The sequence below is a fragment of the Pseudomonas sp. genome (genome assembly GCF_046581935.1).
Classification (GTDB): domain Bacteria; phylum Pseudomonadota; class Gammaproteobacteria; order Pseudomonadales; family Pseudomonadaceae; genus Aquipseudomonas.
Genome location: NZ_JAYGFK010000012.1, coordinates 92,066 through 118,319 on the forward strand (window position 1 = coordinate 92,066; position 26,254 = coordinate 118,319).

27 protein-coding genes are annotated in these 26,254 nt (G+C 56.0%); all 27 read right to left on the reverse strand.

Going from position 1 to position 26,254, the window contains the following annotated elements:
* Window positions 1–35: 35 nt before the first annotated feature.
* On the reverse strand, window positions 36–2,246 hold the full coding sequence (locus tag VCA57_RS08235) for a chemotaxis protein CheA (protein ID WP_411184489.1): 2,211 nt from the start codon (window positions 2,244–2,246) through the stop codon (window positions 36–38).
* A 12-nt stretch (window positions 2,247–2,258) separates the two neighbouring features.
* On the reverse strand, window positions 2,259–3,047 hold the full coding sequence (locus VCA57_RS08240) for a protein phosphatase CheZ (protein WP_411184490.1): 789 nt from the start codon (window positions 3,045–3,047) through the stop codon (window positions 2,259–2,261).
* A gap of 19 nt (window positions 3,048–3,066) precedes the next feature.
* Window positions 3,067–3,441 (reverse strand): chemotaxis response regulator CheY, encoded by a 375-nt coding sequence (locus VCA57_RS08245; protein ID WP_090254048.1) that lies wholly within the window; start codon window positions 3,439–3,441, stop codon window positions 3,067–3,069.
* 107 nt (window positions 3,442–3,548) lie between these two features.
* Window positions 3,549–4,295, reverse strand: a complete 747-nt coding sequence (gene fliA / locus VCA57_RS08250) for an RNA polymerase sigma factor FliA (RefSeq protein ID WP_411184491.1) — start codon at window positions 4,293–4,295, stop codon at window positions 3,549–3,551.
* Window positions 4,292–5,122 (reverse strand): flagellar synthesis regulator FleN, encoded by an 831-nt coding sequence (gene fleN, locus VCA57_RS08255; protein WP_411184492.1) that lies wholly within the window; start codon window positions 5,120–5,122, stop codon window positions 4,292–4,294. Before fleN ends, fliA begins: the two co-directional genes overlap by 4 nt.
* A gap of 75 nt (window positions 5,123–5,197) precedes the next feature.
* Window positions 5,198–6,499: a flagellar biosynthesis protein FlhF gene (gene flhF, locus VCA57_RS08260; RefSeq protein WP_411184493.1), complete on the reverse strand. Its 1,302-nt coding sequence runs from the start codon at window positions 6,497–6,499 to the stop codon at window positions 5,198–5,200.
* Between the two features lie 15 nt (window positions 6,500–6,514).
* A complete protein-coding gene (flhA, locus tag VCA57_RS08265; protein ID WP_411184938.1) occupies window positions 6,515–8,638 on the reverse strand; it encodes a flagellar biosynthesis protein FlhA in 2,124 nt (707 codons plus the stop codon).
* Window positions 8,639–8,770: 132 nt separating this feature from the next.
* Complete coding sequence (gene flhB, locus VCA57_RS08270) at window positions 8,771–9,907, reverse strand: flagellar biosynthesis protein FlhB (RefSeq protein ID WP_411184494.1); 1,137 nt, start codon at window positions 9,905–9,907, stop codon at window positions 8,771–8,773.
* Entirely contained in the window at window positions 9,907–10,683 is a 777-nt protein-coding gene (fliR, locus tag VCA57_RS08275) for a flagellar biosynthetic protein FliR (RefSeq protein WP_411184495.1), read from the reverse strand. The genes flhB and fliR overlap by 1 nt, the downstream gene beginning before the upstream one ends.
* A 1-nt stretch (window position 10,684) precedes the next feature.
* On the reverse strand, window positions 10,685–10,954 hold the full coding sequence (fliQ, locus tag VCA57_RS08280) for a flagellar biosynthesis protein FliQ (protein ID WP_411184496.1): 270 nt from the start codon (window positions 10,952–10,954) through the stop codon (window positions 10,685–10,687).
* Between the two features lie 2 nt (window positions 10,955–10,956).
* The gene (gene fliP / locus VCA57_RS08285) at window positions 10,957–11,712 is read right to left on the reverse strand and encodes a flagellar type III secretion system pore protein FliP (RefSeq protein WP_411184497.1); all 756 of its coding nucleotides are present in this window, start codon (window positions 11,710–11,712) and stop codon (window positions 10,957–10,959) included.
* Window positions 11,712–12,146 carry a flagellar biosynthetic protein FliO gene (gene fliO / locus VCA57_RS08290; RefSeq protein WP_411184498.1) on the reverse strand — a complete coding sequence of 145 codons (435 nt, stop codon included), beginning with the start codon at window positions 12,144–12,146 and terminating at the stop codon, window positions 11,712–11,714. The genes fliP and fliO overlap by 1 nt, the downstream gene beginning before the upstream one ends.
* 2 nt (window positions 12,147–12,148) lie before the next feature.
* A complete protein-coding gene (gene fliN / locus VCA57_RS08295; RefSeq protein ID WP_411184499.1) occupies window positions 12,149–12,619 on the reverse strand; it encodes a flagellar motor switch protein FliN in 471 nt (156 codons plus the stop codon).
* Between the two features lie 30 nt (window positions 12,620–12,649).
* Window positions 12,650–13,621, reverse strand: coding sequence for a flagellar motor switch protein FliM (gene fliM / locus VCA57_RS08300; RefSeq protein WP_411184500.1), 972 nt, complete (start codon window positions 13,619–13,621; stop codon window positions 12,650–12,652).
* Between the two features lie 13 nt (window positions 13,622–13,634).
* Window positions 13,635–14,162 (reverse strand): flagellar basal body-associated protein FliL, encoded by a 528-nt coding sequence (fliL, locus tag VCA57_RS08305; RefSeq protein WP_411184501.1) that lies wholly within the window; start codon window positions 14,160–14,162, stop codon window positions 13,635–13,637.
* Window positions 14,163–14,391: 229 nt separating this feature from the next.
* On the reverse strand, window positions 14,392–15,651 hold the full coding sequence (locus VCA57_RS08310) for a flagellar hook-length control protein FliK (RefSeq protein WP_411184503.1): 1,260 nt from the start codon (window positions 15,649–15,651) through the stop codon (window positions 14,392–14,394).
* A gap of 117 nt (window positions 15,652–15,768) precedes the next feature.
* Entirely contained in the window at window positions 15,769–16,122 is a 354-nt protein-coding gene (locus tag VCA57_RS08315) for an Hpt domain-containing protein (RefSeq protein ID WP_411184504.1), read from the reverse strand.
* A 29-nt stretch (window positions 16,123–16,151) separates the two neighbouring features.
* Window positions 16,152–17,846: a SpoIIE family protein phosphatase gene (locus VCA57_RS08320; protein ID WP_411184505.1), complete on the reverse strand. Its 1,695-nt coding sequence runs from the start codon at window positions 17,844–17,846 to the stop codon at window positions 16,152–16,154.
* Between the two features lie 16 nt (window positions 17,847–17,862).
* Window positions 17,863–18,168, reverse strand: coding sequence for an STAS domain-containing protein (locus VCA57_RS08325; protein ID WP_411184506.1), 306 nt, complete (start codon window positions 18,166–18,168; stop codon window positions 17,863–17,865).
* Between the two features lie 154 nt (window positions 18,169–18,322).
* Window positions 18,323–18,775 (reverse strand): flagellar export protein FliJ, encoded by a 453-nt coding sequence (fliJ, locus tag VCA57_RS08330; RefSeq protein WP_411184507.1) that lies wholly within the window; start codon window positions 18,773–18,775, stop codon window positions 18,323–18,325.
* Window positions 18,776–18,778: 3 nt separating this feature from the next.
* The gene (gene fliI / locus VCA57_RS08335) at window positions 18,779–20,140 is read right to left on the reverse strand and encodes a flagellar protein export ATPase FliI (RefSeq protein ID WP_411184939.1); all 1,362 of its coding nucleotides are present in this window, start codon (window positions 20,138–20,140) and stop codon (window positions 18,779–18,781) included.
* Window positions 20,130–20,936, reverse strand: a complete 807-nt coding sequence (fliH, locus tag VCA57_RS08340) for a flagellar assembly protein FliH (RefSeq protein WP_411184508.1) — start codon at window positions 20,934–20,936, stop codon at window positions 20,130–20,132. The genes fliI and fliH overlap by 11 nt, the downstream gene beginning before the upstream one ends.
* Window positions 20,937–20,939: 3 nt before the next feature.
* Window positions 20,940–21,956: a flagellar motor switch protein FliG gene (gene fliG / locus VCA57_RS08345; RefSeq protein ID WP_411184509.1), complete on the reverse strand. Its 1,017-nt coding sequence runs from the start codon at window positions 21,954–21,956 to the stop codon at window positions 20,940–20,942.
* Window positions 21,949–23,742, reverse strand: coding sequence for a flagellar basal-body MS-ring/collar protein FliF (gene fliF, locus VCA57_RS08350; protein ID WP_411184510.1), 1,794 nt, complete (start codon window positions 23,740–23,742; stop codon window positions 21,949–21,951). Before fliF ends, fliG begins: the two co-directional genes overlap by 8 nt.
* Before the next feature lie 15 nt (window positions 23,743–23,757).
* Entirely contained in the window at window positions 23,758–24,087 is a 330-nt protein-coding gene (gene fliE / locus VCA57_RS08355; protein WP_411184511.1) for a flagellar hook-basal body complex protein FliE, read from the reverse strand.
* A gap of 109 nt (window positions 24,088–24,196) precedes the next feature.
* The gene (locus VCA57_RS08360) at window positions 24,197–24,415 is read right to left on the reverse strand and encodes a VF530 family DNA-binding protein (RefSeq protein ID WP_411184512.1); all 219 of its coding nucleotides are present in this window, start codon (window positions 24,413–24,415) and stop codon (window positions 24,197–24,199) included.
* A gap of 288 nt (window positions 24,416–24,703) precedes the next feature.
* Window positions 24,704–26,191 carry a sodium/proline symporter PutP gene (gene putP / locus VCA57_RS08365; RefSeq protein ID WP_411184513.1) on the reverse strand — a complete coding sequence of 496 codons (1,488 nt, stop codon included), beginning with the start codon at window positions 26,189–26,191 and terminating at the stop codon, window positions 24,704–24,706.
* Window positions 26,192–26,254 lie beyond the last annotated feature (63 nt).

Genomic DNA, 26,254 nt, shown 5'->3' on the forward strand with positions numbered 1-26,254 from the left:
CTAAACGATGCGACAGGCATCTGCATCGCTAACAATCACAGACGTCGGGCGTAACGTTTGAGCATGCTCGGCACATCGAGAATCAGTGCGATGCGCCCATCCCCCGTAATAGTCGCGCCAGACATTCCGGGAGTGCCCTGCAGCATCTTACCCAACGGTTTGATTACCACTTCCTCCTGGCCAACCAACTGATCGACCACGAAGCCGATACGCTGGCTACCAACCGTCAGAATCACCACATGCCCCTCCCCTTGCTCTACATGAGCGGCACTGCCGATCAGCCAGCGCTTGAGGTAGAAAAGTGGCAGGGCTTTATCCCGCACAATGACCACTTCCTGGCCATCGACAACATTGGTGCGTGATAGGTCGAGGTGGAAAATCTCGTTGACGTTAACCAATGGGAAAGCGAATGCCTGATTGGCCAGCATAACCATCAGCGTCGGCATGATGGCAAGCGTCAACGGCACCTTAATGACGATCTTCGAGCCTTGTCCCTTGACCGAGAATACGTTGACCGTACCGTTGAGCTGGGAAATTTTGGTTTTCACCACATCCATGCCAACACCACGGCCAGACACATCAGAAATCTCGGTTTTGGTAGAAAAGCCTGGAGCAAAAATCAGGTTGTAGCATTCAAACTCATTGAGGCGTTCGGCTGCATCTTTATCCAGCAAACCCTTTTCAACGGCCTTGGCACGCAGTACATCCGCGTCCATGCCTTTTCCGTCATCAGAAATCGACAAGAGGATGTGATCGCCCTCCTGCTCAGCGGACAGTACAACCTTACCGCCACGGGGCTTGCCCGAAGCCTCGCGTTCTTCTGGCGTTTCAATGCCATGATCGACCGCATTACGCACCAAGTGGACCAACGGATCTGCTAGTGCCTCGACCAAGTTTTTGTCGAGGTCGGTTTCTTCACCAACCAGCTCTAGGTTGATCTCTTTTTTCAGGCTACGCGCCAAGTCACGGACGAGGCGTGGGAAACGCCCGAAGACCTTCTTGATCGGCTGCATACGGGTTTTCATGACCGCGGTTTGCAGATCCGCTGTCACTACGTCCAGATTGGATACCGCCTTGGACATGGCCTCGTCACCGCTGCTGGAGCCTAATCGCACCAAGCGGTTACGCACCAGTACCAACTCGCCAACCATATTCATGATTTCATCAAGTCGCGCGGTGTCGACCCGCACGGTGGTTTCTGCCTCACTGGGCGGAGCGGCCTTCTCTGCCACAGGTGCAGCAACCGGCGCTGCAGGAGCCTTAGCCGGCTCTACTTTGGCGGCAGGCTTTGCTGCAGGCTTAGCTGCAACTTTGGCGGGCTCTACAGGTTTGGCAGCAGGTGTTACGGCAGCAGGCTTAATCGCTTCAGGCTCGACAAACTTACCTTTGCCATGGAGCTGATCAAGCAATGCTTCGAACTCATCGTCAGTGATATCACCACTCGGGGCGTCTGCAGACTCAACCTTGGCTACAGGAGCGGCAGGTGTTGACACCGGTGGGGGTACAAATTGGCCCTTGCCATGCAACTGATCGAGCAACGACTCGAATTCATCATCGGTAATTTCATCACCGGCACCAGCAGCTACAGGTACTGAAGCAGTAGGTATTACAGGTGCAGAGGTGGCTTCAGGGGCTACGAATTGACCTTTGCCGTGCAACTGATCAAGCAACGACTCAAACTCATCATCAGTTATTTCATCACTGCTGGCAGCGCTCGGCGCGTGCACCGGCGACTCATCCAAGACACCCAACAACTGCTCGAACTCACTGTCGGTAATATCACCAGACGCCTGTTCAACCTCAGGCTCTGGCTCGACCTCTGCAGGCAGCTCGACCGGCGCAGGCTCATTAGCACCAGCTGGTTCTGCTAGACGCGCCAAAGCTGCGAGCAACTCAGGGGTTGCGGGGGTAAGAGCGGTACGTTCACGGACCTCGGTAAACATGCTGTTAACAGCATCCAGTGCTTCTAGCACCACATCCATCAGTGCGGAGTCTACGCGTCGCTCACCCTTACGCAGGATGTCGAAGACGTTTTCCGCAATATGGCAACATTCCACCAACTCATTGAGCTGGAGAAAACCGGCACCACCTTTGACGGTATGAAACCCGCGAAAAATAGCGTTGAGCAGATTCATGTCGTCCGGGCGGCTTTCAAGCTCCACCAGCTGCTCGGACAGTAGTTCAAGAATCTCGCCGGCCTCTACCAGGAAGTCCTGGAGAATTTCTTCATCGGCGCCGAAGCTCATATAGACGTGCTCCTAAAATCCTAGGCTGGAAAGCAAATCGTCGACATCATCCTGATTCGATGCCACATCCTCACGCTTATCGGCATGTATCTGCGGACCTTCACCGCGCGAAGGTTCTTTTTGTTTTTCTTGTTCAGCACGGAGCAACTCGTGGTTGTGCTCAATGCCTGCAAACTGATCCACTTGACTGGCCATCAGCACCAGCTTCAGCAAATTGGCCTCGACCTCAGTCACCAACTGGGTGACCCGTTTGATTACTTGACCAGTCAGGTCCTGAAAATCCTGAGCGAGCAAGATGTCGTTGAGGTGTGCGGACAGCTTGGCACCATCACGGTCACTGCGGCCCAAAAATAGCTCAACCCGTTTGGCCAGTTCGCGAAAGCCATCAGCGCTCATCTCACGCCGCATAAAACGCCCCCAGTCGGCGCTCAAACTTTGCGCCTCATCGCGAAGATCGTTGACTAGGGGCGCGCTCTGCTCAACCAGGTCCATGGTGCGATTGGCCGCGTTCTCGGTCATCGTCACCACATAGTTGAGCCGCTCGGTCGCATCAGTAATTTGCGACACTTCAGTGGCATGGGGTACACGCGGGTCAAGCTGAAAATTGACAATAGCGTTGTGCAACTCACGGGTCAGCTTGCCAACCTCGTGATAGAGCCCACGGTCACGAGCTTTATTGAGCTCATGTATCAGCTGTACAGCTTCACCAAAATTGCCCTGCTCCAGGCTTTCTACCAGTTGGCGAGCGTTGTATTTCAGGGACGACTCAAGGTCACCTTGAACGGAATCTTTATGTTCCATAGCACCCTCGTGGCAGACATCAGCCGTTGACCCGCTCGAAGATCTTTTCAATCTTCTCTTTCAGAACCTGGGCAGTGAACGGCTTGACCACATAACCGTTAACCCCAGCCTGAGCTGCCTCGATAATCTGATCGCGCTTGGCTTCAGCCGTGACCATCAAAACCGGAAGCGTTTTTAAACGATCATCAGCACGAACCGCACGCAGCAGATCGATCCCGGTCATTCCTGGCATATTCCAGTCCGTCACCAGAAAATCAAAACTGCCGCTCTGTAGCATAGGCAGCGCGGTGACGCCATCATCGGCTTCCGCTGTGTTGGTGAACCCCAAGTCACGCAGGAGGTTCTTGATGATCCGTCGCATTGTTGAAAAGTCATCAACAATGAGGATTTTCATGTTCTTGTCCAAGTCGACCTCCGTACAGTCCCAAACGCACCCAGCAACCTGTGTACGCCTTTAATCGTGAAACCGGCCTAGGCCGTCAACGAATGCAGCACCTGCACTCAATGTGCACGCCACTCAACCAAACGAGCGCGTAAACGAGCAGCACACTGACTGTGTAGTTGGCTTACGCGTGATTCGCTAACCCCCAGTACTTCGCCGATCTCCTTAAGATTTAATTCTTCATCGTAATATAGCGCTAACACCAGACGCTCGCGCTCCGGCAGGTTAGCAATGGCATCAGCCAAGGCCGCCTGAAAGCGTTCATCTTCTAAATCACGAGAAGGTTCGAGGTGGTTGCTGCCAGCGTCTTCACTCAGCCCACTGTGCTCACCGTCCTGCAAGAGGTCGTCAAAGCTAAACAGTCGGCTGCCTAAAGTGTCGCCAAGAATGCCGTAGTAATCCTCAAGACTCAATTGGAGTTCGGCCGCAACCTCTTGATCTTTAGCGTCTCGCCCTGTTCTGGCCTCAATTTTTCTAATTGCATCACTGACCATACGACTATTGCGATGCACCGAACGCGGGGCCCAGTCACCTTTACGTACTTCATCAAGCATAGAACCGCGAATACGAATGCCCGCAAATGTCTCGAAACTGGCACCTTTACTGGAATCGTATTTCTTTGACGCCTCAAGCAGACCGATCATCCCAGCTTGAATAAGGTCATCGACCTGGACATTAGCAGGCAGGCGCGCCAACAGATGATAGGCAATGCGTTTGACTAAGGGCGCGTAGCGCTCAATCAACTGATGCTGGGAGTCCTGCGCCTGCGCCTTGCTATACATACGAAGTCCAGAGGCTGATGTCATATAACCGTGTCCGCGGTCGGTTGTTGCACCAGACGCTCAACGAAAAACTCCAAGTGGCCACGTGGATTGGCCGGCAAAGGCCAAGCATCGACTTTCTGGGCTATCGCTTTGAACGCCAGCGCGCACTTAGAACGCGGGAAGGCTTCATAGACCGCACGTTGCTTCTGTACGGCCTTGCGCACTGACTCGTCATAAGGAACTGCGCCTACATACTGCAGGGCAACGTCGAGAAAACGGTCAGTCACTTTAGTCAGCTTAGCAAAGAGATTGCGACCTTCCTGCGGGCTGTGAGCCATATTGGCTAATACACGAAAACGGTTCATACCATGGTCGCGATTGAGCAACTTGATCAGTGCATAAGCATCCGTGATCGAAGTCGGCTCATCGCATACCACCACCAGTACCTCCTGGGCGGCGCGCACAAAGCTAACCACGCCATCACCAATACCCGCTGCAGTATCAATAATCAGCACATCAAGATTGTCGCTGATATCACTGAAAGCCTGGATCAATCCGGCATGCTGCATCGGGGATAGCTGTACCATGCTCTGAATACCAGAAGCCGCCGGCACGATACGAATGCCGCCAGGGCCTTGCAGCAGTACCTCGCGCAGTTCGCACTCGCCACTAATAACGTCTTCCAAGGTGCGCTTGGCAGTGAGGCCAAGCAGCACATCGACGTTCGCTAAGCCCAGGTCGGCGTCCATCAACATTACACGGCGACCAAGGTCAGCCAATGCCAATGCTAGGTTCACCGAGACATTAGTCTTACCAACGCCACCTTTGCCGCCGGTCACCGCAATCACCTGTACGGGATGCATACCCATTTTCTACACACCTTGTCTAACTTCGACTGGAGCCACTTGGCCGGCTAAATACGGTTTATTCCGTCAACCTAACGCTCAACTAACACGTTGTGTGGGTTGCTGGTAAAGGCCGGCAAACATCGCCGCCATCGTATCCTCGCTTGGATCTTGCGTTGCCTGCAGCCCCACGGCTCGACTGACCAACTGATGACTGCGCGGAACGTGCAGATCATCGGGAATCCGTGGCCCATCAGCCAGATAGGCTACCGGTAGACGCTGACCAATAGCCAGCCCTAAAACCTCACCAAGGCTGGTGGCTTCATCCGCCTTAGTCACAATACAGCCTGCCAAGCCGCAGCGCTTATAACTATGGTAGGCGGCTTTCAGCACTTGGCCCTGACTGGTAGCTGCCATTACTAAATAATTTTTTGCATTGACGCCACGACTAGCAAGGGCTTCTAGCTGCATATGCAGCGCCGGGTCGTTGGCCGGCAAGCCAGCAGTATCAATCAGCACCACACGCTTACGCGCCAGCGGGGACAAGGCTTGGACTAGCGACTGGCCGGGATCAACCAGAGTTACTGGAACATTGAGGATGCGCCCCAATGTCTTGAGCTGCTCCTGGGCACCGATACGATAGCTGTCCAAGCTGACCAGAGCGATATGCTGCGCGCCATACTTCAATACATACCGCGCTGCCAATTTTGCCAGCGTTGTAGTTTTGCCCATACCGGCCGGGCCGACCAAGGCAATCACCCCACCCTGATCCATCGGCTCTTGCTTAGGCGTCGAGATTGCATGGGCTAAATGCGCTAGCAGCATACGCCAAGCCTGGCGCGGCTCACTGACAGTAGCAACACGTTCGAGGAGGACTTTCGACAATTCGGCTGGCAGGCCCATGCGCTGCAGGCGACGCCACAAATTGGCCTGCTGTGGGCGACGGTTCTGCAATTGCCCCCAGGCAATCGAGCCAAGCTGCACCTCAATCAACTCACGCAAACCATGCAGCTCGAAACGCATGGCATCCAGAGCACGTTGATCCGTAGCCACAGCTGGGGCGACCTGGGACTTGCGCATTACGGCCGCGAGGCTGTCAGCGGGCAAACTCGCTGCTGCGCCAAACAGCTGACGGTCCTTGCCAGCCTCGACTTGGGTGCGCGTACTCAGCTCAGCATGGGCTGTGGCGATCTTGGCTTGCGTTTTACGCAGCTCGGCTTCCAGCGCAGGGTTGGCCTGGCGCGCTGGCGCGGCAGGTACCTGATAATCCAGCGCAGCGGTCAGCTCGACACCACCGGCTACCCGGCGATTGCCAATGATCGAGGCATCGGCACCCAGCTCATCACGCACCAACTTCATGGCGGTTCGCATATCGGCGGCGAAAAAGCGTTTGACCTGCATGGCCTATAACCTCGGTTAGTTCTGCCCCACCGTCGCAACGATGGTGACCTGCTTGTTATCCGGAATTTCCTGGTATGCCAGTACATGGATACTTGGAACCGCCAGCCGCGCGAAGCGCGAGAGCATCGCCCGAACCGGACCGGCTACCAGCAGAATCACTGGTTTGCCGAGCATCTCCTGGCGCTGCGCTGCGTCCACTAGGGAGCGCTGCAGCTTCTCGGCCATTCCCGGCTCCAAGAGGATGCCCTCTTCAGAGCCTTGACCGGCCTTCTGGATACTGTTGAGCAATATCTGTTCCAACCTGGGTTCCAAGGTGATCACAGGTAGCTCAAGCTCTAGTCCCACAATGCTTTGCACGATTGCCCGGGCCAAGGCGACGCGCACAGCCGAGACCATCGCGGCGGGATCTTGACTCTTCACCGCCACATTGGCGATGGCTTCGGCGATGGTGCGGATGTCGCGCACCGGCACCTGCTCTTGGAGCAATGCTTGCAATACCTTGAGCAGGGTCGACAGGGAAATCATCCCCGGCACCAGCTCCTCGGCCAGTTTTGGCGAGGTTTTCGCCAGTAACTGCATCAACTGCTGCACCTCTTCGTGCCCCAGTAACTCATGGGCATGTTTGTGCAGCACCTGATTGAGGTGAGTGGCAACCACCGTACTGGCATCCACCACGGTATAGCCTAAGGATTGCGCCTGATCACGCTGACCGGGATCGATCCATACGGCCTCCAAACCAAACGCGGGGTCCTTGGAAGCAATACCATTGAGCGGTCCGAAAACCTGGCCAGGGTTGATCGCCAGCTCTCGATCCGGATACACCTCGGCCTCAGCCACGCTGACCCCCATCAGAGTAAGGCGATAAGCATTAGGCTGCAGATCAAGGTTGTCGCGTATATGCACCGAGGGCATGAGAAAGCCCATTTCCTGCGAGAGCTTCTTGCGGACGCCCTTGATCCGCGCCAACAACTGCCCGCCCTGATTGCGATCAACCAGGGGGATCAAGCGGTAGCCGACCTCCAGACCGACCATATCCACGGGCGTAACGTCATCCCAGCCCAGCTCCTTGACCTCTTGCGCCTTCTGCGCGGGCAACAACTCTTGTTGACGCTGTACTTCCTTAATCTCGCTCTCTTTCGTCGTACGCTGTTTATTGGCGATCCAATACGCCGCACCAGCGGCCACAAGACCCAAGCTGATAAAAGAGAAATGCGGCATGCCGGGCACCAGCCCCATGGCGATCATGATCGCTGCAGTAACCGCCAAAACTCGCGGCGAAGCGAACATCTGCCGGTTGACCTGAGCGCCCATGTCTTCTGAGCTAGATACCCGCGTAACCATGATGGCAGCGGCGGTGGACAGCAGCAGCGAGGGGATCTGCGCTACCAGGCCGTCACCAATGGTCAGCAGGGTGTAAATGCGCCCTGCGTCAGCGAAGCTCAAGGAGTGCTGAAAGATACCGATGGCCACGCCACCGATCAGGTTGATAAACAGAATCAGCAGGCCGGCAATCGCATCGCCACGCACGAACTTGCTAGCACCGTCCATGGAGCCGTAAAAGTCAGCTTCCTGAGACACTTCCGAGCGACGCTTCTTGGCTTCCACCTGATCGATCAAACCGGCATTCAGATCGGCGTCGATAGCCATCTGCTTACCGGGCATGGCGTCCAAGGTGAAGCGCGCGCTAACTTCAGAGATACGTCCGGCACCTTTGGTGACCACCACGAAGTTGATAATCATCAGGATGGCAAACACCACGATACCGACCACGTAGTTGCCGCCGATCACTACCTCACCGAAGGCTTGGATCACCTTACCCGCAGCGTCATTGCCATCCTGCCCATTGAGCAGTACTACCCGGGTGGAGGCGACGTTAAGGGCCAAGCGCAACAACGTCGCAGCCAGCAGAATGGTCGGGAATACCGCGAAGTCCAGCGGACGCAACGCATAGATCGCCACCAACAACACAACAATCGACAAGGCAATACTGAAGGTAAACAGCACATCGAGGAGAAACGGTGGAATCGGCAGCATGACCATGCCGAGCATGACCAGCAGCATCAGTGGAATACCCAGATTGCCCTGCTTCAACCCCGACAGGTTGCTGCGCACATCACCGATCATCTGTGAGCGATCTATTGCCACACCACTACCCCAGCCAATTCAATTTTTTGACGTTAATCGCGTCTTTGGGGAGGGTTTTGCAAGAAGCTGTCCAACTTTCACGGGCAAGCGTAAAAGCTGCTCAGTCGGCTGACGGAGTGGTTTAAATCAGTCGTCGCGGCGTAAATCTGAAGGGATTGGCAAGTCCGACAATGGCCCCGGCCGCTTACCCTTACCTGCTTGGTACTGGCGCAGCTGGTAGACATAAGCCAAGACCTGCGCGATAGCCAGGTAAAGACCAGCAGGGATTTCCTGATCCAGCTCGGTTGAATAGAACACCGCACGCGCCAACGCTGGAGATTCCAGCACCATAACCTTGTGCTCATTGGCAATTTCACGAATCTTCAACGCTGTGAAATCGCCGCCTTTAGCCAGCAATACCGGGGCGCCACCCTTAATCGGGTCGTATTTCAGGGCCACCGCGAAGTGCGTCGGGTTTGTGATAACCACATCCGCATCGGGCACCGACTGCATCATGCGACGCTCGGCCATTTCACGCTGCAACTGCCGAATACGCTGCTTGACCTCAGGCTTACCCTCACTGTCCTTGTACTCATCACGCACTTCCTGCTTGGTCATCATCAGCTTCTGCTTGTTACTCCAGAGCTGGAATGGCACATCCACGGCAGCAATCAAGATCAGTCCGCAGGACATCCACAGCGCACTCCATCCCACCACGGTGATCGAATGCAAAATCGCCGACTCAAGCGGCTCATGAACAATCGCCAGGAGGTCTTCTTTCCAAGCCGATAGCACCACAATACCGACCAACAGAATCAGCACAAACTTGGCCAGAGCCTTAAGCAACTCGACCAGCGCACTGGTGGAAAACATGCGTTTAAGCCCGGAAAGCGGGTTCATACGGCTGAACTTAGGCGCCATCGCCCCAGCCGAGAATAACCAGCCACCCAAAGATATCGGACCAACAATCGATACGATCAGCAGCAGAACAAACAGTGGTAACAGCGCCTCCATGGCGACTTGCCCGGAAGCGCCCAGCCACAGCCCCATGCTGCGTTCATCCATAATCACCTCGCGCGTCAGTGAGAAGTTGCCGCGCATGATGTCCAGCATGGCTTGGCCAATACTGCCACCGAAGGACAACAGGCCACCGAAGCCGCCCAGTGTCACCGCCAACGTATTGAGCTCTTTAGAACGCGCGATTTGACCCTTCTCGCGGGATTCGCGCACACGTTTGCCAGTGGGTTCCTCGCTTTTATCGGCACCGCTCTCGGATTCGGCCACTAGCTCGCCCCCGCCATTTCCCGCAGGAACTGCAAGGCCTCAGTGGCAAATACCTGATATTGCGCGAGGATATCGGCCATACCGATCCAGACGATCACCAACCCCAGTACCAGGGTCAGCGGAAAACCAATAGAAAAGATATTCAGTTGCGGCGCCGCGCGGGTCATGACCCCGAACGCCAGGTTAACCACCAACAACGCAGTAATCGCAGGTAATACCATCAGCAGGGCCGCGCCCATCACCCAACCCAGCTTATTGGCGATTACCCAATAGTTGTCGACCAGAAAACCACCGCCAACCGGCAGAGTAAAGAAGCTCTCGGCAAGCACCTCAAAGACCACCAGATGGGCATTCATAGCAAGAAACAGCAAGGTCACCAAAATCGTAAATACCTGGCCGATCACCGGCACCGAAATGCCATTGGCCGGATCAATCATGGAGGCAAAACCGAGCCCCATTTGCATGGCCACAATCTGACCGGCAATCACAAATATCTGGAAGAACAACTGCAGCACAAAGCCCAGCATCGCACCAATCAGAATTTCCTGGGCAATCCAGATAAAAGCCTGCAGGTTGATCGTGTCAATCACCGGCATCGGCGGCAGGGTCGGCATGATCACCAGGCAAATAGCCAGACCAAGGTAAAGACGCACCCGTGCCGAGACCAATTGAGTACCGATAAGCGGCATAAACATCAATAACGCAGAGATGCGAAACAATGGCAGTAGAAAGCTGCCCACCCACGCACCAATCTGCGCATTGCTTAACTCAAGCATGTCAGCCGATCAACAGCGGAATATTCATGATCAGGTTCTCGGTGTATTCCATGAGCACACGCACCAGCCATGGGCCGGCAACTATCAGCACCAGCAGGATCACCAATAATCGGGGCAAGAAGCTTAGCGTCTGTTCGTTGATCTGGGTCGCCGCCTGAAACATCGCCACCAGCAACCCGACGATAAGGCTAGGAACAACCATGACAGCGACAATCATCGCGGTCAGCCACAAAGCGCCGCGCACCAGATCAACCGCGACTTCCGGGGTCATGGTTAAAAGCCTCCAAAGCTGGTGGCTAGCGTACCCATGATCAGCGCCCAACCATCAATCAACACAAACAACATGATTTTGAACGGCAGAGAAATGATCAGCGGCGACAGCATCATCATGCCCATCGCCATGAGGATACTGGCGACAACCATGTCGATAATCAGGAACGGGATAAAGATCATAAAGCCGATCTGGAAGGCGGTTTTCAGCTCGGAAGTAACAAAGGCTGGCACCAGAATGGTCAACGGCGTTGCTTCCGGGCTGGCGATGTCAGTGCGCTTGGAGAGACGAACAAACAACTCCAGATCACTCTCGCGGGTCTGCGCGAGCATGAAGTTCTTGATCGGCCCCTCGGCTTTAAGAATCGCATCCTGAGCCGTCATTTGCTCGCTCAGATAAGGCTGCAAAGCCTCGCGATTAATCTGATCAAATACCGGAGCCATGATGAACATGGTCAAAAACAGCGCCAGGCCAACGAGAATCTGATTCGACGGTGTCTGCTGTAGCCCTAATGCCTGCCGCAGAATCGAGAACACGATAATGATCCGCGTGAAGCTGGTCATCAGCATGAGGAAGGCTGGGATAAAACTCAGCGCGGTCATGATCAGCAGAATCTGCAGACTGACCGAGTACTCCTGTTGCCCGGCGGTATCGGTACTCAGGGTAATTGCGGGGATCGACAGAGGGTTATCCGCAGCAAGCGTTAATGGCGCGACAAGGGTTAATGCCAGCAGCACCAGCAGGCGCAATACGCTCATCAAGGCTTATCCTTCTGATCCTTACCCAGCAGCTCCATCAAACGCTGGGCAAACTCGGTAGACACTGGCTCCGCATCCGGCAAATGCACGGGTTCCTTCAGCACATGCAAAGAAGTAATGGTGCCGGGGGTCAAGCCCAGCAATACCTGCTCGCCCCCAACCTGCACCAGCACCAGGCGATCACGCGGACCTAGGGCCTGGGTCGCCACGACTTTAATCACTTGCCCGCCACGCGGCACGATTTGCTGCACCCGGCGCACCAGCCAGGCCAACAAAAAAATCAAACCGATAACCAGCAGCAAACCCAGCAGCAACTGAACCACCTGCCCACCCACACCATCGCTGGCAAGTGGCGCCACCGCCTCTTGGGCAGCTGGTTCAGCGGCAAGAGCAGCAAAAGGTAACGCCAAGCCCAGCAATAGGAATTTATGCATGACTAGCGCAGCTTCTTGATGCGTTCGCTGGGGCTGATAACGTCAGTCAGACGAATGCCAAACTTCTCGTTTACTACCACTACTTCGCCATGGGCGATCAATGTTCCGTTTACCAGCACATCCAGCGGCTCACCAGCCAGACGATCCAGCTCGATCACTGACCCCTGATTGAGCTGCAACAGGTTGCGAATGGTGATGTCGGTATTGCCTACCTCCATGGAAATCGACACTGGGATATCCAGAATCACATCCAGGTTTGGCCCATCCATATTGACCGGCAGATTGACCTTTGGCGCACTATTGAACTCCTCCATCGGCGCACGCGGGACAGATGGCGCGGAATCGCTCGCGGCCAGCATGGCGTCGATATCGTCCTGATCAGCATCACCTGCCTCGGACAATGCAGCTGCCCACTCATCGGCAAGTGCTTGCTCCTCAGGGCTGGAGGCTTCGTTCTCGTTTTCGTCTGCCATCGTTTTTCCTCGGCTGGCGTTGAATAGGGGTTAGCGCAAGCGCTCGATGGGGCCGAGCACCTGCAAAGCCAGATTGCCCTTATGTGCACCCAGCTTGACCTTGAACGAAGGCACGCCATTGGCACAAAGGACTACGCTTTCCGGCAGGTCTACCGGAATCACGTCACCTGGCTGCATATGCAGAATGTCACGTAGTTTGAGCTGACGACGAGCCACCGTCGCCCCCAAAGGCACACTGACGCCGAGAATGTCCTCACGCAGTGCTTTGATCCAGCGCTCATCTTGGTCGTCAACATCGGACTGAAAGCCGGCATCCAACATCTCGCGGATCGGCTCAATCATCGAATAAGGCATGGTCACGTGCAGATCGCCGCCACCACCATCCAGCTCAATGTGGAAGGTCGAGACGACGATCACCTCACTTGGGCTGACGATGTTCGCCAGTGCCGGATTCACCTCTGAGTTGACGTACTCGAAGTTGATATCCATCACCGCCTGCCAAGCCTCCTTGAGATCAATAAAGGCCTGGTCCAGCACCATGCGCACAACACGCAATTCGGTTGGAGTGAATTCGCGGCCCTCAATCTTGGCGTGCCGGCCGTCGCCACCGAAGAAGTTATCTACCAGCTTGAAAACCAGTTTGGCATCAAGGATGAACAAGCCGGTACCGCGCAACGGCTTCATCTTCACCAAGTTGAGGCTGGTAGGCACGTACAGTGAGTGCACGTACTCACCAAACTTCATCACCTGCACCCCGCCAACCGCCACATCTGCTGAACGACGTAGCAGGTTGAACATACTGATACGGGTATAGCGGGCAAAACGCTCGTTAATCATTTCAAGCGTTGGCATGCGCCCACGGACAATACGGTCCTGACTGGTCAGGTCATATTGTTTAACGCTTCCCGGTTCGGCTTCGTCCTCGGTTTCAACCAAGCCGTCATCGACGCCATGCAACAGGGCATCGATTTCATCCTGGGAAAGCAGGTCTTGCACAGCCATATACGGCTCCTGATTACTGCAACACGAGGTTGGTGAACAACACTTGCTCGACCGTGACTTTGCCGGTCTCTTTCTGCGCCAACTCCTGCACGCTGGCAGTTGCCTGCTGGCGCAGCATTTCCTTACCGACCGGGGTAATCAGCGAGGCAAAGTCCTGGCTGGAAAACAGCATAACCAGACGGTTGCGCAACACCGGCATATGCACCTTCAGCGCATCCAGCGCCGCCTGGTCACGGGTCATCAAGGCAACACTAACCTGCATATAGCGGGCACGGCCTTGATAATTGAAATTCACCACAAAGGCCGGCGCAAGCTCTTCATAGATCGCGGCTTGCTTGACCGGCTCAGCATGTTCTGCAGCTGCCTCAGCCTTCGCCTCATCAGCTGCACCATCCTTTTTGCTCAGGAAGAACCAGGTTCCTCCCACGGACAGACCCACAGCCAACAGCACAGCGATGACAATGATGATGATCAGCTTCATTTTTCCGGCTGGTTTCGCCTCGCCATCAGCTGGCGCTTGTGCTGCTTCTTTCTTAGCCATGCCAATAATCCGTCATTATTCGGAGTTTTATCCGTTTTCAAAGGGTTAAGAGCAAGTGTTATGCCAGTCCGTTAACAAGCCTGCTCAATCTGAATAGCGCACCCGTAAGGGTGATGCGGCCAGACGCACTAGAAGCGCGCGCAAAAAAAATCGCCCGGCTCCCAGATAATGGGAGCCGGGCGAGGTGCAGTTTAGATCAGTGAGCCTGGCAACTACAGCAGCAAGCACCTTAGGCGTAATAATCGACCAAACCACGAGCGCTGCCAGAGGTCGTGCGCGCTGACTCGACAGCGCTTGGATGCAGCGCCTCATCACCACCCAGCAACTCGTCAGAGCCACCACTGCGCCCTCTTCCGCCGCTGCCTTCCTGCCCTTGCCAACCGCGATTAAGCGACTGATCCGAGACACTCACGTCAAGCTGGTTCATACCCTGCTGAGAAAACAGCTCACGCAAGCGGTGCATCTGCGAATCCAGCGCCTCACGCACCCCGGCATGCGGGCTGGCAAAGGTCACCTGGCTTTGCTCCTGGTTTACGCTAATACGCACTTCCAGGCGCCCCAAATCAGCAGGATCGAGTTGAATTTCGGCGCTTTTAAGGTTCTGGCTGGACATCACCATCACCCGGTCCACCACCGCTTCACTCCAGCCACCCTGATGCATTGGCACAGACTGACCAACCACCACCGGCGCACGCGCCGACAATGGACTCTGCTGACCAATCGCCTGGCTCAGCGCATTAAGCTTGCTGACAAAGTTCTCAGGCGTGTTGTTCGCCGTGCCTTCCTTCAACGCCTCAAGCCCCTTGCCTGTCAGCGCTTCCAGCTCCAGTTCTGGCAACTCCAAGGCATCGCCTTCTACCGGCATCTCGTCCTGCACAACCTGACTGGCGAGCAAACTCTGGCTAACACTCTGCCCCTGTACTTGCGCCTGCGCAGATGGCGCTGCAGCCTGGTCAGCCTGCATCTTGTCTTTCGCACCCATTTCAAGCGCCATGCGCACAGCCGGTAACTGGTTGAGCGCATCGAGCTCAGGGTCAAAACTGGCTTCGGTCATACTCGCAGGCCCAGAACCGGTCAGGCTGCTCGTTACAGCCGGTAGCATATCAACACCCGGCGTCAGCTCTTCGGTTTCTTCTGGCGGCAGTTCACCCGTAAGCCCCAAAAGCAACAATGGATCAATCACAGCGCCATCAACTGCCGGATCGTCCGGCAAAGTCTTGCCGCTATCGGCAAGCTCGCCTTGACCGGCGACAGCAGCAGCCTGCGGGTCGTCCTCTTTCTTTTCTACCGGTTTGCTCTCACGCTCTGACTTAGCACTGGCCTCACTACGCTCAGCGGTCTTGGCCTGACGCTCTTTGGCGTACACCTGAGAGAAGCTGGAGGCCTCGTTCTTATTGGCCTGCGCGGGTTTTTCCGGCGGCTTTGATGGAGCAGCCCTGGGCTTAATTTCAGGTGCTGACTTAAGCAGCAGATCGGGGGCAACGGACATGGATACTCTCCGCTCGGGGTTGGTCGTGCAGAGGGATTTGCAAGGGGCGGGCCAACTTACTGGTAACTGGCAAAGAGAGGAAGGAATGCAGCAGATATGTACTCAGCACACTAAAACTTAGTGCCGATAACGCTGACGCTCAGACTTGAGCAGGATGCGCACAATGGCGAACTCACGCTCGACCTGCTCAACCAACTCAGGGGCCAGCTCCAGCTGCTCGCGCCGACCGGCCTCTTCCAATTGCTTACACAACCCGGCCAGCATCAGTGCACCCATATTGCTGCAGCTACCCTTGAAGCTGTGCGCTGCCAGCCGCAAGCCCTGTGCATCCGCTGCCTGCTCGGCATGACGCAACACCAGCAAGCGCTCTTCGGAGTCGATCAGAAAAGTATCCAGCAATACCGGATACTCATCCTCCATAACATCCTGCAACGCAGCCAACACGGCACTATCAAGGTGAATATCGGACAACGGCTCGCTCTCCCCGCTTAATTCGCGGATTATGCCCCACCCCGCCAAGAAAACTCTACGCAAACCCCTGGCTCACTGTCACTCCAGTGACAACGCTCGCTCAGCTGCCGGATTAACGCCAGGCCACGCCCACTAAGACGCGAGGTGTCGTGCGACTGCTGGTGCAACAATTGCGGATCAAAACCAGCCCCACTGTCTTCCACGCGCACAATCAAGCGCCCGCCACCTGCTTCAGGCAATAACTGCAGGTGAAAGCGAACAAAGCCATCATTCAAAACTGCAAGACGCGCACTGCGCTGGCGATAATACTCGGCAAAACCATCAGCATCGGCCTTAAGAACCGAGTCCAGCCCTAACACACCATGCTCAAGGGCATTCGAGTAGAGCTCGGCCAGCACACTAAACAGCGCCCCACCTTGCGGACGAAGACCTTGCACCTCAAGCAGCAGCTGTAGCAAAAAAGGCAACGGGTTAAAATGCCGCAACGTTTCACCACGAAACTCAAAACTGGCCGACCAATCCAGCGAATGGCTCTGACCATTATCAGAAAAGGACAAAGGGGGACGACTCAACAAGCCATCCTCAACCAGACTGACCTCTAACAAACTTACGTCGTCCTGCTGCTCACCACTAAACCGCAGTAGCGCCTGCTGAATCTCGTCAAACAGCATCTGCGGCTGGCGGTTATCAGCAAAAACGCGCAGCAAGCGCTCTTCACCAAAAAGCTCGCCCTGCTGATTACAGGCTTCCAACACCCCGTCGGTGAGCAAAACAATCCGATCACCCAGTGCCAGCGGGTAAACCTCGTACTTATCGTTGAAGGTAGCGGGCTCCAGAACACCTAACGGCAAATGGCGGGAAACCAGTGGCACAGGCTCACCATCACCACGGACTAAGTATCCATCAGGCAGACCGCCGTTCCACACCTCGACCACTTGGCGCTGGAAACTGACATTCAGCACCGTCGCGCAGCAGAAAACCCCAACCGGCAGTATTCGCTTGAGCTTGGCATTGATTTCACGCAGCACCTCGGGCAGTGAATAGCCCTTGGAAGTCATGCCATAGAACACCTCAGCCAGTGGCATCGCACCAATAGCCGCTGGCAAACCATGCCCAGTGAAATCCCCCACTAAAACGTGCATGCCACCGGATGGCTTGAACGCGGCCAGCAGTAAATCACCGTTGAATACCGCATAGGGCGATTGCAGGTAGCGAATATTCTGGGCATTTAAACAGCCGGAATGTGCCACTTTGTCAAAAACTGCCTTAGCCACACGCTGCTCATTGAGCAGGTGCTCATGGTGCTGGGAAATCAGGTCACGCTGCTGCAGAACGGTATCTTGAAGGCGACGCAGGCGATCCATTGCCTTGATCTTGGCTTCAAGGATTACCCGGTTATAGGGCTTGGCAAGAAAGTCGTCACCACCAGCCTCCAAGCAACGCACCAAGGCTTCGCTTTCGGTCAGAGAGGTAAGAAAGATGATCGGAACCAGCGACTCGCCAGCCATCTGCTTGATCCGCCGGGCTGCATCGAAGCCATCCATGATCGGCATCAAGGCGTCCATCAAAACTAATTGCGGACGCTCCTGCTCGAACAGCGCCACAGCCTCTAGGCCATTGCTGGCAGTCAGAACGCTATGCCCCTGGCGACTGACAATGGTCGACAGCAGCATGCGGTCAGCTGCGCTGTCCTCAGCGATCAGGATAGACAAACGCTCGGGCATAACACGCGCCCCCGCGTCAGGCTATTTTGAACAGCTGTTCAAAATTCGAGATAGCTAGAATTTTGCGTACGTCTGGGTTGCAGTTAAGCAGGCAAATTTGCGCGCTTTCACCACCCGCATGGTCACGCAGCAGCAGAAGCATGCCGAGCGCCGAGCTATCAAGGTAAGTGGTCTCTTTGAGGTCTACAACGTAGCGTTGAGGAGTGCTGTTGATACGCTCATAGGCATTACGAAACTCCTGGTGTGCACCAAAATCAAAGCGTCCCTGAATCAAAATGGTCAGCTCTTGCCCGTCAGAAGACGACTGCGAGGTGATGGCCATGAATTACTCCTATCCAAGAAAAAACTAACCCACAGATTCATATGGCCTGGACTGTAGGCTCTGCATTATCAAGATGTAGCATCGCTGCGCCAAGGCGGCAACTGTTTAGGCTGTATTGATATATCACTATAGGCAGCCGCTGGCGAAAACGCGTTTAGTACTGCGTATTTCTCGCCACCAAACGCTGTGACAACTCATCAAGAAGTTTTTGCTCGCGCTTGTCTTCAGCCATACGAGCCTCGTCCTGATAGCGCTTGACGAGCTTGCGCAACCCCTCCATGCGGGCATAACGCTGCTGCCAAATATCACGCTGCTTATCCATATTGGCGCGATGCCAATCAACACTGCTGCGCTGCTGGCCGATGGCCGTTTCCAGCTGCGAGAGAAAGCGCTGATAATTCATCAGCCACTGCCCAGAGACCCCCCGCTGGCCCTCAGTAATCCATTGCTGCTGGTAATCACCGCGATAGCGCTCTAGATCGCCGAGCTGGACTTGCGCCTGGCGCAGCAAGCCCTGGCAATGACCTAGCTGCATGGCTGCTTCACGCTCAGCACGCTCGGCCATCTCAACCACAGGGGCCAGCCGTGCAGCGCGGCTTTGCGCCATGGTTTAAGCGCTCGCTACAGAAGGATTAAAGGTCGCTGCTAGCTGCGCACGACTGTTTTCCAGACTCTCGTTGTCCTGCAGACTCTGACGCAAGAACTTGGCCATGGCTGGGTGACGAGCAATGGCCAGATCGGTGTCCGCATCGCCACCGGCGACGTAGGCACCCACACTAATCAGGTCACGACTCTGCTGGTAGCGCGACCAAAGTTGCTTGAAGCGCTGCGACAGACGCAAATGCTCTTCACTGACCACTTGCGGCATAACTCGGCTAATCGACGCCTCAATATCAATGGCCGGGTAATGACCCTCTTCAGCCAGCCGGCGTGACAGCACGATATGGCCGTCGAGTACGCCGCGCGCCGCGTCGGCAATCGGGTCTTGCTGATCATCGCCTTCGCTGAGTACGGTGTAGAACGCGGTAATCGAACCGCCCCCTTCTTCCGCATTACCGGCGCGCTCCACCAATTTTGGCAAACGAGCAAATACCGATGGCGGATAACCCTTGGTCGCTGGCGGCTCACCAATGGCCAAAGCAATTTCACGTTGCGCCTGGGCAAAGCGCGTGAGCGAATCCATCAGCAACAAGACGTTCTTGCCCTTGTCACGAAAATACTCGGCGATACGCGTGCAATACATGGCGGCGCGCAAACGCATCAACGGCGCATCATCGGCCGGCGAGGCAACGACCACAGAGCGCTTGAGACCCTCGTGACCCAGAATCTCGTCGATAAATTCTTTTACCTCACGACCCCGCTCACCGATGAGTCCAACCACGATGATGTCGGCCTCGGTAAAGCGCGTCATCATGCCCAGCAGCACCGACTTTCCGACACCGGTACCGGCGAAAAGCCCCAGGCGCTGGCCACGGCCGACCGTTAACAAACCGTTGATGGAACGGATGCCAACATCCAGCGGCTCGCTGATCGGGTGACGATTGAGCGGATTGATTGCCGGGCCATCCATCGGCACCCAGTCTTCGGCTTTCATCCCACCTTTGCCATCGAGGGCACGGCCAGTGCCATCAAGCACCCGGCCGAGCATCGACATCCCCATGGGCAAGCGCCCGGTATCCGGCAATGGCACAACCCGCGCGCCTGGCGCTATACCAGACAGACTACCGACCGGCATCAGAAAAATTTTACCGCTGGAAAAGCCCATCACCTCGGCTTCGACCTGCACGGGGTGGTAGCTGTCGTCATTGATCACCAGGCAGCGACTGCCCAACGCGGCCCGCAGCCCTTCGGCCTCCAAGGTCAGCCCTACCATACGCAACAGGCGGCCCTCTACCAGCGGCTGAGTAGGCAGCTGTATCGCATCGGCGTAACCCGCCAAGCGTTTGGCAAAACTCACCCGATCAAGGCGCATCAGGAATTGCCTCGGGCGCATCCAGATCAACATGCAGGTCAGCTTCCAGCGGGTGTGAAACTTGCTCACGCTGCTGTTCAAATAACTGCTTGATCGCTTGATTCAGGCGAGTTTCAACCGTGGCGTCAATACGGCTAAGCTCGCTCTCGACCCGGCAACCGCCAGGCAACAGCGAAGCATCCTCAAGAATTCGCCAGCTCTCCTCATGCCGCTCGCGCAGAGCCTTGATCATTTCGAAGTCTTGAGGATTAACGTGAATGCGGATATTGCCAGTCCCCATTGGCAGCAACTTGAGTGCCTCACTCAACACCTGACGGATTTGGCTGGAGTCACTGACGAGCTCGCGCTGGATTACCTGACGAACAATCTGCTCGACCAGGCCAACCATTGCCTCTTCTACCTGCTGGTCCTGAGCGCCAATGGGCTCGAACAGCTGGGTCATCAGTTGTTCCAGCACTGCCATTCTAGCTGCCAGGGCCAGATCAGCTTCCTGCTTAGCCTTGAGCTGACCCGCATGGAAACCGTCTTTCTCACCGGCGGAAAAACCTTCGTTGTAGGCATCCTGGCGAATGGCTTCCAACTCATCCAACGTCAATGGCTTGACGTCTTCTAGCGCAACCTCCTCACTTTCTGCTGAGGCCTGCTCTTGGGCTTCAGCCTGCTGTTCGGCAGTCGGCTCCGCGTCGACAGGTTCAGGGGCCTCCACGTGTGGGTCGAAACTGGGCAACGCCCATACGTCAACGCCCTTGAGATCCTTGGCGCGAATCAGCTCGCTGGACGGCTCTTTACTGGACATTCGTTAAACCATTTCCTCGCCACCCTTGCCACCCAGGACGATTTCCCCGGCTTCGGCCATGCGGCGGGCGATGGTAAGAATTTCCTTCTGCGCGGTTTCCACATCGCTGACGCGCACCGGCCCTTTTGCTTCTAGGTCGTCACGCAACAGCTCAGCGGCACGCTTGGACATATTCTTGAAGACTTTTTCCTTGATCGCTTCGTCGGCACCCTTGAGTGCCAGCACCAGCACATCGGAAGACACTTCACGCATCAGCGCCTGGATACCACGGTCATCAACATCGGCCAGGTTATCGAAGACAAACATCAGGTCCTCGATCTGGCTGGACAGGTCTTCGTCGACTTCGCGGATCGAATCCATCAGCTGGCCTTCTACCGAGCTGTCGAGGAAGTTCATGATGTCTGCCGCGCGCTTAACACCACCCAGCGCGGCACGCGTACTACTGGCACTACCAGAGAACTGCTTCTCAAGGATCTGATTGAGCTCTTTCAGCGCGGCAGGTTGCACGGTGTTCAGCGAAGACACGCGCAGGACGATATCCAGGCGCACCTTGTGATCGAAATGGCCGAGCACTTCACCAGCCTGATCTGGGTCGAGGTAGGCCACCACAATGGCCTGGATCTGCGGGTGCTCGTAGCGAATCACATCCGCCACCGCACGCGGCTCCATCCACTTCAAACTGTCCAGACCGCTGGTGTTGCCACCGAGCAGAATACGGTCGATCAGGTTGCCGGCCTTGTCCTCGCCCAGTGCCTGAGTAAGCATCTTGCGGATATAGCCGTCGGCACCAACACCCAGGCTGGTCTGGTCACCAACGATATCGACAAACTCGCCCATGACCTGCTCGACCTGCTCGCGCTGAATATTGCGCATTGCCGCCATAGCCACACCCACCCGTTGCACTTCCTTAGGCCCAAGGTGGCGTAACACCTGGGCGGCATCGGTTTCGCCAAGCGACAAGAGCAGGATCGCCGCCTTGTCGACCTTGTTCAATTTAGCAACGGTGCGGTTATCACTCATCGGCGTTAATCCAATCTTTCACAACCTGAGCTACGCGGCCCGGGTCTTCGGCGACCAGGCTTTTAATAGCGTTTAGCTGTGCATCATACCCCTCACTCGGGCTAGGTAGGAGGATGCTTTGCGGGCCACCCAAACTGACTCGGTCCTCGGCCAGATCACCACCCAACGCACCCATTTCGCCCAGCTCAACATCGCCATCACGGCCATCGCCCTGACCTTTTCCACCATTGGTGATGTTCTTCATCACCGGGCGCAGCACAAACCAGACCAAGATAAAGATCAACAGCGCAGGCATAAGTTGCTTAAGCCCGCTCATGGCCAGCATGAACAGCTCGCTCTGATACCAAGGCAACGCCACAAGGTCTTCGCCGCTAGCATTGCTGAACGGTGTATTTATCACGCTAACACTGTCACCCCGACTGGCATCAAAGCCCACGGAGTCCTGCACCAGGCGGGTAAAGCGCGCCAAATCATCACTACTCCACGGCACACGAGTCGCTTCACCAGTAGCCACATCAACCTTGAGTTGATCATCCACCACCACGGCCACAGACAGGCGACGCAGACGCCCCTGCTGCTGTTTGGTATGGCTGATCGAACGATCAAGTTCGAAATTACGCGTGGACTGCTCACGCTTATCCGCCGGGTAAGGTGCCAACATGGCCAGGCCGGTTGCCGGGTCGATAATTTGCGCGCCATTAGCGTCCAGCAACGGTTGGCCGGCGGCAATCGGGCCTGGCACAGCGGCGGCACCAGCACCCGCTTGCTGCGGCGCTGCAGCGGCACCTGGCGGCTGATTGCTCAGAGCACCGGGAACGCCCTGCGGAGGCTGACTGCTAGTGCGTTGCTCATTAACTTGCTGCTCACTGCGTAGCGCCGGCTGATCCGGATTGAACATTTCCGAGGTGGATTCAACCGCGCTGAAATCGACGTCTGCCGACACTTCAGCTTTATAGCGGCCCGCCCCCAGTACCGGTTGCAGGATGTTGTGTACGCGCTGAGTAAACAGGCTTTCCATGCGTCGGCTGTAGTCAAACTGCTTACCAGCCATGGTCAGCTCAGACATGTCCTGAATATCTGACAGCAGATTGCCCTTCTGGTCGACCACGGTGACCTGCGCCTTGTCCATTTCCGGCACGCTGCTAGCGACCAGATTGACGATGGCCATCACCTGACTTGGCTCCAGGCCACGACCGGAATACAACTCAACCAGCACCGAGGCACTGGGCTTGCGCTCATCGCGCACGAACACCGAACTTTTAGGGATAGCCAAGTGCACCCGAGCAGATTTGACGTTGTTCAGGCTAGAAACAGTGCGCGCCAGCTCGCCTTCCAGGCCGCGACGGTAACGCGTGGCCTCCATGAACTGGCTAGTACCTAAGCCTTGTTCCTGATCGAGAATCTCAAAGCCCATGTTGTTATCGCGTGGCGCTACGCCGGCTGCCGCCAAGCGCATACGCGCCCGAGCTAGATCATCACTCTTGACCAGCAAGGCGCCGGAGCTCGGCTCAACGGTGTATTGGATATCAGCAGCGGCCAGGGTCTCCATCACCTGGGACGCATCCATGCCTTCAAGGCTGCCATAGAGCGGACGGTAATCCGGCTGCTGCGACCACAACACCACAGCAAAGCCAATCGCCACACTCGCGGCCAGACCAACCAGCAAACCGATCTGCCGCAGCATCGACATATCGGAGAGGTTTTCCAAAAAAGTCAGGCCGAACAGTGGTTTTTTCGGCTCACCACCCGTGGTGGCAGGTACGTTTGCAGCGACGGCTTCAGCCATGATTCAGACCTACCCTTAAACCGGCATCTGCATGATGTCTTGATAAGCCTGAACCAGCTTGTTACGGACCTGGGTCATGGCTTGAAAGGAAACGCTGGCTTTCTGCGAGGCAATCATCACGTCCGTCAAATCTACGCCGCTATTACCCATTTCAAAGGCAGTCGACAATTGACTGGAGGCTTGCTGGGTTTCGTGGACCTTGCCCACCGCCTGCCCGAGCATTTCGGAAAAGCTTGGCGCGCCGGCTTCCTGCGTACTCGCCGCAGGCTTCGGACGCGCCATAGCGTCGGCCTGCATGGAACGCATTTCCAGCATCAAGCGATTGAATTCAACACCCTGGCTCATCATTACCTCCACTGGCCGCGGTTTTTTGACGCTTCGCGGCGTTTGCAGAGGTATTGCAACAAGGGTGCCAGATTACCGAACAGCGTATGAGGCGATGTGCAGAGCGCAATCAGCCTTTGTGCGAGCGGATATACAGCGCCTCAACCTTCTCCCGCGCCCAAGGCGTCTTGCGCAAGAAGGTCAGACTGGACTTGATGCTCGGGTCACTCTTAAAGCAACGAATATCGATACGTTGCGCCAGGCCATCCCAGCCGTATTGAGCAACCAACGCGGTGAGGATTGCTTCAAGGGTCACGCCATGCAACGGATCTTTCGCTGATTGAGTCATGCAAAACCTGTAGAAACAGCTCGATTAAGGCAAACCCCGCCACCTTAGCCAAACCAGCGGCCAATCGAAAGCACCGATAGCGGCCTAAAGCTTTGCAGCGGCTATAAAAATGACCGGGAGCCATTCTAAACGTCACGCCGCGACGGCCCGAAGGGTGGTGGCCATGGATGGCCAGCCATAAAAAAGCCGGCCCAACAGCAACGTGTGGGCCGGCGAAACACTATCGGGTCGCACGTACGCTTTAGCACGACAACTGAGCGACCAGCCAGCTGCCGTGTTTAATCACAGTCAGACCGACTGGTATTCCTTCTCAGCCTCATCAAAGCGCTGAATCATGCTGGCCGAAGGACCATTGCCGACCTTGCTAAATACCAGGATGGCGATGGTAGCAAAGATAAAGCCTGGAATGATTTCGTACAGGCCCAGATGGCCGAGGAAGTTCTTCCACAGAATCACGGTCAAGGCACCAACCAGCATGCCGGCCAACGCGCCGTTGCGGGTCATCTGCTTCCATACCAGCGATAGGATAACCACAGGGCCGAAGGCCGCACCGAAGCCAGCCCAGGCGTATGACACTAGGCCCAGCACACGGTTATTCGGGTTGGCGGCCAGCATAATGGCGACGATTGCGATCAGCAGCACCATGCCACGACCGACCCACACTAGCTCAGTCTGTGATGCATCTTTACGCAGGAAAGCTTTGTAGAAGTCTTCAGTCAGGGCGCTGGAACACACCAGCAACTGGCAGCTCAGGGTGCTCATGACTGCAGCCAGAATGGCAGACAACAAAATGCCAGCGATCCATGGATTGAACAGCAGCTTGGCCAGCTCGATAAATACCCGCTCAGGGTTCTCAGTAACCGCGCCAGCTAAATCCGGGTGAGCGGAGAAGTAAGCGATACCGAAGAAGCCGACAGCAACTGCGCCTGCCAGGGTCAGGATCATCCAGGTCATGGAGATACGACGGGCTGCCGGGATCGATTTCACCGAATCAGCCGCCATAAAGCGCGCCAGAATATGCGGTTGGCCGAAGTAGCCAAGACCCCAGGCCATCAAGGAGATCACGCCAACAAACGTCGCGCCCTTGAGCATGTCGAAGTTGGTGGCATCCTGTAGCTCGATGGCAGCAAAGGTGGCATCAGCACCACCTGTGGCAATCATCACCACAACCGGGGTGAGGATCAGCGCAAAGATCATCAGCGTAGCCTGCACGGTGTCAGTCCAGCTCACCGCCAGGAAGCCACCGATAAAGGTGTAAGCAATGGTCGCCAAAGCACCGGCCCACAGCGCCGTCTCATAGGACATGCCGAAGGTGCTTTCGAACAGACGCGCACCTGCAACAACACCCGAGGCGCAGTAGATGGTGAAGAACACCAGAATCACCAGCGCCGAGAAAATGCGCAGCACGCGGCTGCCGTCTTCAAAGCGATGAGTGAAGTAATCCGGCAGAGTCAAAGCGTTGCCGTTGTGCTCGGTCTGCACGCGCAGACGGCCAGCAACGAACAACCAGTTCAGGTAAGCCCCCACAATCAGGCCGATGGCGATCCAACCTTCGGACAGACCGGACATGTACACAGCGCCCGGTAGGCCCATCAGCAGCCAGCCACTCATATCCGATGCACCTGCCGACAAGGCAGTGACAAAACTACCCAGGCTACGCCCGCCCAGGATGTAATCGGAAAGGTTCTTGGTGCGCATGTAAGCGATCAGGCCGATCAGCACCATCAGCGCGATGTACACCACAAAGGTGACGAGCATCGGAGTATTTGCAGTCATTGGGGGGTTCCCCTCTTGATTGTTGTTATTCCAGCAACAGGGTTAGCCCCATTGCCAACGTGG